The 11,354-nt window shown below is 30.1% G+C and carries 9 protein-coding genes; 3 read left to right on the forward strand and 6 right to left on the reverse strand.

The genetic code is table 11. From position 1 onward, the window contains the following. The first annotated feature begins 149 nt into the window (after positions 1 to 149). The 3 genes from EKL97_RS13870 (at position 150) to EKL97_RS13880 (ending at position 3,878) form a co-directional block, all read left to right on the forward strand. Positions 150 to 1,193, forward strand: coding sequence for a hypothetical protein (locus tag EKL97_RS13870; protein WP_126569103.1), 1,044 nt, complete (start codon positions 150 to 152; stop codon positions 1,191 to 1,193). A 471-nt stretch (positions 1,194 to 1,664) separates the two neighbouring features. After that, positions 1,665 to 3,266: a DUF4435 domain-containing protein gene (locus EKL97_RS13875; RefSeq protein WP_126569104.1), complete on the forward strand. Its 1,602-nt coding sequence runs from the start codon at positions 1,665 to 1,667 to the stop codon at positions 3,264 to 3,266. A gap of 87 nt (positions 3,267 to 3,353) precedes the next feature. Next, entirely contained in the window at positions 3,354 to 3,878 is a 525-nt protein-coding gene (locus EKL97_RS13880; RefSeq protein ID WP_126569105.1) for a hypothetical protein, read from the forward strand. Between the two features lie 385 nt (positions 3,879 to 4,263). On the opposite strand, the gene EKL97_RS13885 is transcribed toward EKL97_RS13880, so the two are convergent. The 6 genes from EKL97_RS13885 to EKL97_RS13915 form a co-directional block, all read right to left on the reverse strand. Then, positions 4,264 to 6,591, reverse strand: a complete 2,328-nt coding sequence (locus tag EKL97_RS13885; RefSeq protein WP_126569106.1) for a S8 family peptidase — start codon at positions 6,589 to 6,591, stop codon at positions 4,264 to 4,266. Further along, positions 6,584 to 7,708 (reverse strand): AAA family ATPase, encoded by a 1,125-nt coding sequence (locus EKL97_RS13890; protein ID WP_126569107.1) that lies wholly within the window; start codon positions 7,706 to 7,708, stop codon positions 6,584 to 6,586. Before EKL97_RS13890 ends, EKL97_RS13885 begins: the two co-directional genes overlap by 8 nt. A 309-nt stretch (positions 7,709 to 8,017) precedes the next feature. Further along, the gene (locus tag EKL97_RS13895) at positions 8,018 to 8,344 is read right to left on the reverse strand and encodes a DUF3892 domain-containing protein (protein ID WP_126569108.1); all 327 of its coding nucleotides are present in this window, start codon (positions 8,342 to 8,344) and stop codon (positions 8,018 to 8,020) included. Positions 8,345 to 8,395: 51 nt separating this feature from the next. Further along, positions 8,396 to 9,646: a hypothetical protein gene (locus tag EKL97_RS13900; protein WP_126569109.1), complete on the reverse strand. Its 1,251-nt coding sequence runs from the start codon at positions 9,644 to 9,646 to the stop codon at positions 8,396 to 8,398. 383 nt (positions 9,647 to 10,029) lie between these two features. Beyond that, the gene (locus tag EKL97_RS13910; RefSeq protein ID WP_233588600.1) at positions 10,030 to 10,440 is read right to left on the reverse strand and encodes a hypothetical protein; all 411 of its coding nucleotides are present in this window, start codon (positions 10,438 to 10,440) and stop codon (positions 10,030 to 10,032) included. Positions 10,441 to 10,504: 64 nt separating this feature from the next. Then, positions 10,505 to 11,170, reverse strand: coding sequence for a hypothetical protein (locus EKL97_RS13915; RefSeq protein ID WP_126569111.1), 666 nt, complete (start codon positions 11,168 to 11,170; stop codon positions 10,505 to 10,507). Between the last annotated feature and the right edge of the window lie 184 nt (positions 11,171 to 11,354).

Genomic DNA, 11,354 nt, shown 5'->3' on the forward strand with positions numbered 1-11,354 from the left:
GTACGTAGCACGAAAAATGGAAGCTGTGTTGAACTGAAACAGAAGTAGTTTAATAGTAGTTTAAATCATATATTTACTTTCTAATTAATAAAAATCAGTTAGTTTAGAGGTTTTTAGACGCACTGCCGTTAGCGGCAATATTCCACAACATGAAAGATATCTATAAAATTATTGTTCCAGAAAACAGGTTAAATGAAAGATTTAAGCTATTAACAGAATGCTCATTATTAGATCCTGCTAAAAATATAATGGAAAATATATGTGTTCTTATGAATGATAAAGACGGAAACTTTATCAAAGATTTTCAAAGTACTGGTTTTGATGCACGAGTTTGGGAAATCTACTTATTTATTTTTCTTTATGAAAATCAGTTTAATATTCTACAGGATGTTGACCGACCCGATTTTCATGTAATGAAAAAAGAGTATGATTTTTTTATTGAAGCGAGTTTATCTGCAGAAAAAGAAGTCGAAAAATATTCACGAGAATTTATTAAAGAATCTGTAGAAAAAAATGATTTGGCGGTTCAAAAAGAATTGATTGACTATTACTCAATAAGATTAGGGAGTGTGTTATTCTCTAAATTAAATAAAAAATACTGGGAGTTGGATTGGGTGAAAGGAAAACCTTTAGTTTTTGCTATTACACCTTCACATAATTACATGGCAAAATTTTTACCTGATGCAAAAATCATGGAATATTTATATGGCGTAAAAATGATAACTAAGGAAGAAAATGGAGAATTGATACATATTAGGAATGAAGTTGTAGAAGAACATACACACGGAGAAAAAACAATTCCCTCACATTTTTTTTCACATCCAGACACTGAAAATGTTAGTGCTGTAATTTTCTCAAACAATTGTGATTTACATAAGTTCAATAGAATAGGATATGAACATAATTTGACTGAGAAAAATCTATTAATGACTCGTTCTGGATATAAATATGACGACAGTAAACCTAACGCAAATGCCAAAGATTTTACTTATATATTGCAAAAAGGAAAGTCGATTGAAGATTGGAATGAAAGTTTGACAATTTATCATAATCCAAATGCAAAAATCCCATTAGACAGGAAAGCATTCCATAATGTTAGACAAATTTGGCTAAATGAAGATGGAAAATTTGACGGTATTATGATGAAAAACTTTGTATTCCACTCTATCACTATGGCAAGTGAGTTTAAATAGTTAATACTGTCGGTAACAGCTAGAGTTCGTTGCGTGCGTAGCACGAACAATGAATTATAATCACCGAATACCAACAAAAATAAATTCAATGAGGTAAACCCAGGTTGAACGGAACCGGTCACTGGCAGGTACTATGGAGTTTTCGTGAAGTTTTTGAGAGAGAATTTCAAGAGGATTTAGTGTCCTCTTTTTTTTTGGAGAGGTTTTAAGCTTGTTTAAGCTTGATTTTTGAGTGTTTTTCTTCACTTTTGTGCATAAGTCATCTTACCAATAAAATTAGCTTTCTATTGTATATTCAATTTAAGTCAAAATATCACTAAATGTGGGTATTGTAACAATAGTTAAAAAAGACTTTATTTACGAACTAGCATATATAGCTTGAAATATGGTAAAACTTAAAAAAAAGGGTTACTTGTTGATGTTATTTACAAGTTATGTGACATTTTACCATCCCAACAAAATTACAGAATTATGAAGATCCAATTACCATTAAAAAAAGGCACTCCTAACACTCAACCAGAAATTGAGTTTGAACAACTCGTAATTATCGGTGCAAATGGATCTGGAAAAACAAGATTTGGAGCGAATATAGAAGAAAGATATAAGAAGTTTTCACATAGAGTTTCTGCACAAAAAACATTATCAATTCCTAATTTTGTTAGTACTAAGTCTAAGGAAGTAGCTGAAAGTGAATTTCTATATGGAAGTTGGGATAAGAATGATTACTATAAAAATTCAGGTTGGAGAGATAGCCGCTGGGGAGGAAATATAAATACCTTTTTACTTAATGATTATGAAAAACTTATGGTATTATTACATACTGAAGAATATGAATCATCATTAAATTATAAAGAAAAAGGTGGGGAAAAACCAAATACAAAGTTGGATAGAATTCAGAAAATATGGGAAATTGTTCTTCCACATAGACGTTTATCTAAAAAAGCTGGAGTTATAGAAACTTATCCAACTGGTGAAGTCGAGCAAATCTATAATGCTTCTGAAATGAGTGATGGAGAGAGAGTAATTTTCTATTTAGCAGGAGAAGTAGTTTGTTCTCCTGAGAATTCAATTATCATTATTGATGAACCTGAAATGCACATTCACAAATCCCTCATAAAAATACTTTTTGATTTAATTGAAAATGAAAGACAAGACTGTTCATTCGTATATTTAACTCACGATATAGATTTTGCTTTTACAAGACAAAATGCAACAAAAATATGGGCTAAATCATACGAAAGTACTGGATTATGGGATTATGAAATACTTGACAATACAATGCCTATTCCTGAACAATTATATTTAGAAGTTTTAGGGAGTAGAAAACCTATTATATTTTTAGAAGGAGACAATAGCAGTATTGATTATGAAATTTATGAGCAAATTTATTTTAATTATACTTTAAAACCACTCGGTAGTTGTGACAAGGTTATTGAGTGCGTAAAGTCTTTTAATGAATTAGAAGGTTTTCATAACATTCAATCTTATGGAATTGTAGATCGTGATAGGAGACAAATTGGAGATGTAATTAATTTAAATAAAAAGCAAATTTGGGTTCTTGATGTCGCAGAAGCTGAAAATTTGTTACTTATAGAAAATATTGTTAAAGCTTTAGCTACGCATATGGGAAAAAATGCAGATGAAGTTTTTCTGCAAGTTAAAAGTAATTTAATTAGTTTCTTTTCGAGTCAATTAGAGTCGCAAATTTTATTGCATTACAAGGAATTATTAAGGCGAGAATATTATAAACTTTCCAATTTCCAATCTCAAAAAATTGATGATACTGAAATTGAAATAAATAGTTTATTTGAAGCTATTAATAAAAGAGAATTGTATAACAATATCAAGTCAGATTTTGAAACGGCAATAACAAACAATGATTATAATACTGTATTACGCTTGTTTAATTTAAAAAAAGCTTTAATACCAGAATCTAAAGTTTGCGAATTAATTGGAATTAGGAATAAAGAAGAATATCGAAAAATGGTAATTACATTGCTAAAGAGAAAAGATGAAAATGCAACTATTTTAAGAGAGGGAATTGACTTAATGGTAATTAAAAACGTCACATAACCGCCATTTAGCGAGATTGTGGGTTTAGTGGAATTGCCGTTTTTAATAACGTCTACGTCCAACAGAAAATATTCGTTTTCAAAAAAAATGAATGTTTTTGGCAGTCTTTTACTTTTCTTGTCATTCACTATACAAATGTTTCTATACAATTCTTGGGATGAAAAAACAAAACAATTTGACCAAGCAAATAGGGACTTTACAGAAATGACAAGAACCTCATTGGAATATCAAAATTTATATCTTGGATTAAAAAGCCAGGACAGCTTAACAATGCACCTTTATCAACCTACTTTCATTAAAGCGGCTGCCGAAAAATACAGAATGGGTAAAATTATCTCAACCAATATTGAATTGTTAGGAAGCGTGGAAGAAGTGAAAAAGTTTGTTGACAATACAAATGAGTTGTTAGCATATATTCAACATGTAACAGACTTAAACACATTATATGCTTTTGTGCAACTTGCAGACACAAAAATTCCCGAAAATCGAAAATTAAAAGCTAAATGGATGGATAAAATGAACACTAAGAAGAAAACAGCCTCATTCTTTTTCTTAGCCTTGCAGATTTTAGGTTCAATTATGTTGGTTCTAGGTTTTAGATATCAAAATTAATTTGGAAGTAAAAAGGTTTTAAAGATGACATAAAAGAACCATACGGGGACCCAAAATTAGAAATTTTTCTAGACAATGACGAAATTATTAAAGGACATAGAATGTATTTCGAAATGCAGAAACTAAACAGAATTAAATAAAACATTCCACATTAAAAACTCAAGCTCAATCATAGATAAATTATTTTTTTTTATATCAAAATAAATGAAAAAGTTGAATACTCTTTAACATTCGAAAGTAGATTTAGTTTAATTCTTTTCCTAATAATTTCTTACTTATAACCAATAAAAAAGCCCTCACCCGATGGCTTTTTTATTGGTTGTAAGATTATTTCTATATTAGGTTTGTGTTAAAATCTCATTTGTTCCATGGAGAATTCCCGCAATTAGCTTACTCTAATATCAACATTTACTACTGAAACCAACTCTATTGGTAATAGAGCAGGAAACTTAGATAATATACTTGAATATAAATCGACATCTGATTTTGGTGAAGTCACAGTTAATATTAAAGCAAATTTAACTTTTAAATCTTCTAATCTTGAACCTCTCCCTAAAGCATGAATATGAAAAGATGGATTTCTTATACCATTAGTTTGTTTCACTATTTTTCTGGTATCTAAAGTATCCCATTTTAAATCATTTCGTAGATCAGATTCTGTTTTAAATTGCTTTTTAGGAGAATTTGTTACAGGAAACTTACTCTTTGCCCAACCTAAGGAAGTAAGGACTTCCGCCCTTCCGGGATCTAAATCTATGTCAACAGTTTCGCTTTTTTTAAGAACACCATCAATTAAAGAATTATTTATATTCTTAAAAATGTATTTATTTTTATTAGGAAAGAATGCTACTTCAATTGTTGAAGATGTATAATCATCAGGACTCAAATGATCAACATCAGTTAAAACGGCCAGTGTCCATTTAAAAGAAGTTGATCCTTTACTAATAGAGTTATCCCAAGGAATCGCAAATTCCGCATATTTTCCTGTATCTAGTTGCCCTTGATATATAACTGTATATGATTTATCAATGCAATTTACTATATTATCAATATCCTCAGAAACAATTCCATGACCCATTTCGTTGGTATGTAAACTAGATTTTTCTGTTGTAGAATGAATAATTAATGCCTTTGCAATTAAAGCGTTAATATTACCTTTAGATTCACCAATTAGTCTACCGGCGACAGAAGCTACTATTGGGCTTGAGAAACTAGTGCCAGCACTTAATACTTTTTTTCCATCAACATTAGACACCAAATGGATTGGATTGTTATCACAACCTCCAAAAGCTACAATATCTGGCTTCATTTTACTACCCTCTCTACCTGGCCCAATACTACTATAAGGCGCTCTAATTTCTTTGCCATCTTTTTTTGTATATGCACCAACTGCTAAGCAATTAACAGAATCCGAAGGAGATTGAATTCTATCATAACCAACTACTTCGCCATCATTACCAACAGCGATACAAAATAAAATGCCATGTTCGTAACTTAATAAATCACAAGAATAAGTAAATCTGGAAATGTTATCATCTAAAATAGGTCCGCTTGGACCTAGACTTAAATTATATACAGAGATATCCTTGTTTAATGGTACAATTTTTTCTATTGCATCTATCGCATCATATAAATCGGGATCAGTTGTGTCTGACGATAGTACTCCAAAACTTTTAACAGAAACATAAGGTTCAGAAATTACATCTGTGGATTTATATTTATTTAATGCCCCGTATAAAACTACTCCAGATACCTGAGAACCATGATCTAGATATTCACTTATCGGACTTCCAGACACAAGAAATTCAGATTCTACATAATTAACTAAATATGGATTAGAAATATTAACTCCTCCATCAATAACTCCAATTACAATTGGAGACTTTTTTGTAAATACAGGAGCTTTAGGTCCGTTACTAGCAGAAAATGTTCTACCATAACTTGGCAATTCTCTAACTTTTAATGGATGAATTGTTCGCAATGGATTATAGCCTGAAATAGATTTCAAAATTTCCCTATTACCATCAAAGCTAATAAAAGTTACGCCACTATGATATTGTTTGTACCTTATACTCTCCTTATTTACTCCAAATGCTTTAATTTTTTCCAAAAAATGTAAAACACTTGTATTTTTATCAATATCAAACGGGTGCAAAATAGCTTCAAGCTTTCCCTCCCTCCAATCACTTGAGACTCCTAAAATTTGATCGTCCGATTCCAGCAAACCAAAAGAAGATATTTTTCTAATATCATCTTGAAAACCTTTAGTTAAAGAGCTTACTCTTGAATTTAAGTGATTTTCTAATCTTTCCAGACTGCCTTCCGTAGCTCTAACGAAATACATTTTTGAGTTATTTTTTTCTGAATTATGGGAATTATCTTTTTTAGATCTCCAAACTCTTGACCCAATCTCCTGTATTCCAAATTTTTCAGCACCGTTATTATCAAATAATGATGTTGGGTAATAAGATTTTGCGGTAAATTCAGGATGAACAACAAAGCTCAATATTATTTCATTTGGCATTCGTAATGAATCAGGTAATTTCTTTATAATTGATCTAGTAGTAGAAATATCTCTAAGTAAATTATCTTTAGCATCTTCATAAGTATAAGGTATTGATTTTTCGCCAAAACCACTTTTTTTTGTTACAGCATGAGAATAAACTTCTCCATTATATAATATTGGTCTTCTATTATTTGTATTTTTACTCATGGTTTTTTGTTTTTGATATATGATGATTCACCCCGCTAATACTTAACCCTGTTAACTCAGATAGTTCACGCATTGTTAGTGCGCTCCCTAATAAGTCTTTCGCAATTACACAAAATTTTGCTCTTAATTTTTTATCATTTTGAAAATCTTCAATTTCGTTGAATAATGAATTTAAAGGTTTTTCATCTCTTAATATAAAACGCCTTTTTACATTATTTGCATATTTACACAAATCAGCTGCACTCTTACCTTCAAACATTTCAGATATTGGTTTTAATATATCTGCTGAAGTTCCATTTAAAATTAAAAAGTCTTTCAATTCGTCCTCAAGAATTTTAAGTCTCAAATTTTTTTCAGGCATCGGAAAATTAAGAGTGTGGTCGAATCTTCTCCATATTGCTTTATCCAGTAGCTCTGGATGATTTGTTGTTGCAATAAAAATTGAAGAAATTGGCCAATCTTCAAGTTCCATTAACAATATATTTACAACCCTTTTTATTTCTCCTAAATCAGTATTATCGTCCCTTTTTTTAGCAATTGCATCAAATTCATCGAAAAGTAATACTGATGCACTTTGCTTAGCGTACTGAAGTACTCTTTTAAGGTTTGAACCAGTTTTACCCATCAAACTAGACATACTAGAAGATAAGTCTAAAACAATTAAATTTTTATTTAAAACTGACGCTATATGCTTTGCCAACATTGTTTTTCCAGTTCCCGGTTGCCCAATTAGCAAAAGACTTGTAGACGGCTTTATATCATTTTCAATAAGAATATCAATCTTATTTCTTTCATCAATAAAACCATTAACCCTGTCCATTAAATTAGCAGGAAGAATTGGCAAAACATTTAATTCTGCATCAGGCTTATAAATAATTGCCATTTCCAGTTTAGAATCACCATCAATTGGAATTGGAGAAGTTCCAGCACTTCTTATATTCGTACCTCCTGTTAAAGAATAAGAACTAAGAGTAGTTTTAATATTGTCAAACATTTCAGGACTGTCATTCTTAACAGATCGAGCTAAACTCAAAGCTGCTAATTCAACTCTTTTTGTTTCCCCAATTAATCCTGCATGTATCAAATCGATGATTATTTTTTTCTCTGTAGCTTTCAATTTTTTTGTTTTATATATTATACATTCATTTACTGAAAAACAAAAATACTTATTAAATAATACATTGAAACTATTTTTTTCTGTTTTTTTGCATTTAACTTAAAAACAGAAAAATTACATTAAAAACAATATTAATATTTTTTTGACATACCCAATTGTTTTTTTTAGAAGGGTTTGAAAATAATTTTAGATATTAGCACTATTTACTTTTAGTGGGATACCTGTTAAATTGTGAATTATGACATCACTACTGATATTTATTTTAAAATAAGATCCTCGCCGTAACGATGACCTTTAATAGCTTTATAATTAATACACATATCCGTAATTTATAAGATGTAGCAGATTATCCTTTAATGTACCGTCATGATTTGTTCTGAGGAAAGAAGGATTACCGTTAACTACATGTACTTCTTCACCAGCTACCCATTGAGTTCTTGCGTAATTCCACAAGAAAGTTTTAGCGCTGTTTGCAGGATTTTGCAATAGTACTACAGCATCTGCCTTGGTCATCTTTGCTGCTCGGCCAATTTCATAACCATTTCCTGCTTGATTTCTTGTTCTTATATGGACAGCATAGTGAGTTATTACTTCTTGACTGTTTTTCCAAATTCCTGAAATTCTATATTCTGACATTTTAATCTTTTTTAGTGTTATTTTTTTTTTAAATATGGGTTTATAAAAAACCTATTTTGTACTGCCGTATAAAATAATATCTGAAATAATATATCTTAATTTATCTTTCAGATCAAAATCAATTTCTAATTCCTCTGCTTTGTTGCACATTTCTAAAAGTTTAGAAAGATTAGTGATTTCATTATCAATTTTTGTTTTAAAAATATCAGACAATTTCTTTATATGACCAAAAGAACTTCTAGGACCATCAATCTTGGCCTGTATCTTAATTCGCAACTCATCAGGGGTTTTAATTGTTTTAACTTCTTTTAATTCTTTGATAAATTTATCACTAGTATTGAGAACACTTTCCATCGTTTTTAATGTTGCGAAGACATTTTCTGGCTTTGTGGTATGAGAAATTCTTATCCTATTACTTTCAAATGGGTTTTCTTTTGGAAATAAATAAAATCCGTCTTTATTGGTTTTACCGACATTAATGATATTTAGAAAGTTCAAAGAACCTTTCCCTAAATCATTTGTTGAAACTTTAATTGCTGTTGAAACTTCTCCAAACTCACCTGCATCTTTCTTAAATTTTTCTGCAACTATGATTTCTAATTTGGATTCATTAATATGTGCTGATTTGATTTTGTATTCTACTCCTTGATTCTTTTTCATAAAATCATGGAATACAAGCATCGAAACCACAAATGCAAAATCGACACCATATTCATAATATTTATCTATTGAAGTAATACCTCTCAAATAAGTAGTACCATCATTCTCTACGAGACGATAACTCCTATGCTTGTTATAATTATCTGAACTACTGGCCAAATCTTTAAAATACTGAATATTTTGCCTTGCCAGATCAGACAATCCATTTTTGAATAGACTATTAGCGTACTTCGTCATTACATACTCATCTAAATAAGTATTTTTTGAATCATATTTAGCAACAGTTTTCAAATTTTCCTTCACCTCATCAACTACCAGATATTCATCAAAATGGAAAATGATTTCTTTTTTCTTTTCTCCATCAATTGCAAGCATTTCCTCAAAAAGATTAATATGCTTAATTTCGGCTCTGATTAACTTTCGTTTATAATTTGTACTAAAATATTTAATCCGTTTATAAATAGTATCTATAAAGTCTATAAAAATTACTTCGTTTTTAATTTTTTCAATTTCAAATTCAGCATACATTTTTTCCTTATAAGGATGATCTTCCATCAATTCCCATAATTTCTCTACTTTCAACTTTCCCGTACTTTCCTCGGGGATTAGTAATATATTTTTTTGTACAAATTTTTCTTCCATAATTATTTTTTCTTTTTATTTAGTTTAAATGGCTCGATTACGTGAAGCTCTAACTACATCAAAACGAATCCGATTAATTATTTCTACAACAACCTATTATTCACATAAGCATTTTTAACAAACTCTATTTATGACAAAACTTCTATAATCAATCTTCCCACCCACAGAGTGTTAGTCCGTAACTCTGAGCTTGAGAAAGTGATGTTTTTACTATTTCATGTTTACAGGCTGTCAACCCTCGACAATTTTCAGTATAATGGTATTTCTTTGCTCCTCTTGGCCCGCAGATATATACTTTAGTCTCTACTGGGTGAAAAGAAGTAAGAAAAATAAAGAGTAGGATTACAATAGATTTCATTTAAATTATTTTGGCGTTAATAGTATTAATTCACTTGTAAGTGGTATTCATTTCCTACCTTGTCAACAGCTTTTAGTTTGCCATAATCAATCCATTCGGCAGTGATCTCAATTTCTCCATCAGTCGTATGGGTTAGTATACCAGCGCCATATTTTCCTTGAATATTGATGTTTCCAGATACTGAATCTCCTAGAGTATTATATCCACTTACATCATAATTATACTCGTAATGTCCTGGTTTACCAGTGCGGTATTCATATTGACGATGTATATCACTATGATACGTTTTTGCTTCTTCGGGCGTGATCGTTTTTCGATCATCCGGTTGAATAACCTCCTTATAAAACGTATTGATTTTTTGAGGAGGCTTTTCTTTTTTGCAACCAACAATTCCCAAAACCATTATGATGAATACTATTCTAAATTTGCTAAGCATTTTCGTTTATGGAATTAAAATACATGTTGATATGAAATGGTTCTATTTTATTGATAAAAATGGATTAGGCCTTGATATGACCAAGTCCATTTATTAAGGTTCTATATCCTCCAAAAGCACTTCCGAATTTTTGTGTAAATTCATAATTACTAAAGTGATATTTTTCATTAAGCCCCGTATTTGTACTCAAAGAGATTTCTCCGTATTGAACAATCGGTATTTGATAATTCCCTTTAAATCTTTTATCAGGGGAACCGTTTTTATTTACTTTTGCCCAAGTTTTATCTATTATTTTGGTGTCACTGGGAATAGTTCCTGTTTCTATAAATCTTGAATAACTATGAAAAAAGTTTATTTCATTTAAACCTATAATCGCAAATTGCAAAGCTGAAGAATGCATTATGATAAAATTTGGGTAAATATATAAATCTGCCCCATTAGCATTTTTGAGCCATAATACTTCGAATCTAGTTTTTATATAAGGCAATGACTTTATACCAAATTGCACCTCTCTCTTTTCGATTAATGTACTGGCTGCTGAACGTGTGATTTTTGTGTCTTGAGAATGAGAACTGGTAACATCCCAAATTTTTTGAGATTTTGTCAAATTCTTAAAAGCTAAAACCATATTTTCATATTCAGCTTGTATTTCATCTTCAAATTCTACATCAAGTTCAACATAGGATTTTTCAATTTTATTTTGAAGTTTTACAATCACTTCTTTTTGCAAGCGAATATCTTCCTTAATTTTTTCGGAGATATCTTTTTTAATTAGTCCATAGAGCAAAAAATAACTTGCAATTAGTCTGAGTTTTGAATTTCCTAATGCTTTCTTTATTTTTTGAGGTGTTCATTTATTTACTTATTATAATATCTTGATATAAAACCTTTTGAGTTTTCATCATTCTATTTAT

Origin of the sequence: Flavobacterium sp. LS1P28 (assembly GCF_003970335.1) — a bacterium.
In the GTDB taxonomy this organism is placed as follows: domain Bacteria; phylum Bacteroidota; class Bacteroidia; order Flavobacteriales; family Flavobacteriaceae; genus Flavobacterium.

What these genes read in the sequence shown, in the direction of transcription:
- EKL97_RS13910 (WP_233588600.1), bottom strand. Translation starts at nt 10,440, where the DNA reads ATGCTTAGCAAATTTAGAATAGTATTCATCATAATGGTTTTGGGAATT.
- EKL97_RS13885 (WP_126569106.1), bottom strand. Translation starts at nt 6,591, where the DNA reads ATGAGTAAAAATACAAATAATAGAAGACCAATATTATATAATGGAGAA.
- EKL97_RS13880 (WP_126569105.1), top strand. Translation starts at nt 3,354, where the DNA reads ATGAATGTTTTTGGCAGTCTTTTACTTTTCTTGTCATTCACTATACAA.
- EKL97_RS13900 (WP_126569109.1), bottom strand. Translation starts at nt 9,646, where the DNA reads ATGGAAGAAAAATTTGTACAAAAAAATATATTACTAATCCCCGAGGAA.
- EKL97_RS13875 (WP_126569104.1), top strand. Translation starts at nt 1,665, where the DNA reads ATGAAGATCCAATTACCATTAAAAAAAGGCACTCCTAACACTCAACCA.
- EKL97_RS13870 (WP_126569103.1), top strand. Translation starts at nt 150, where the DNA reads ATGAAAGATATCTATAAAATTATTGTTCCAGAAAACAGGTTAAATGAA.
- EKL97_RS13895 (WP_126569108.1), bottom strand. Translation starts at nt 8,344, where the DNA reads ATGTCAGAATATAGAATTTCAGGAATTTGGAAAAACAGTCAAGAAGTA.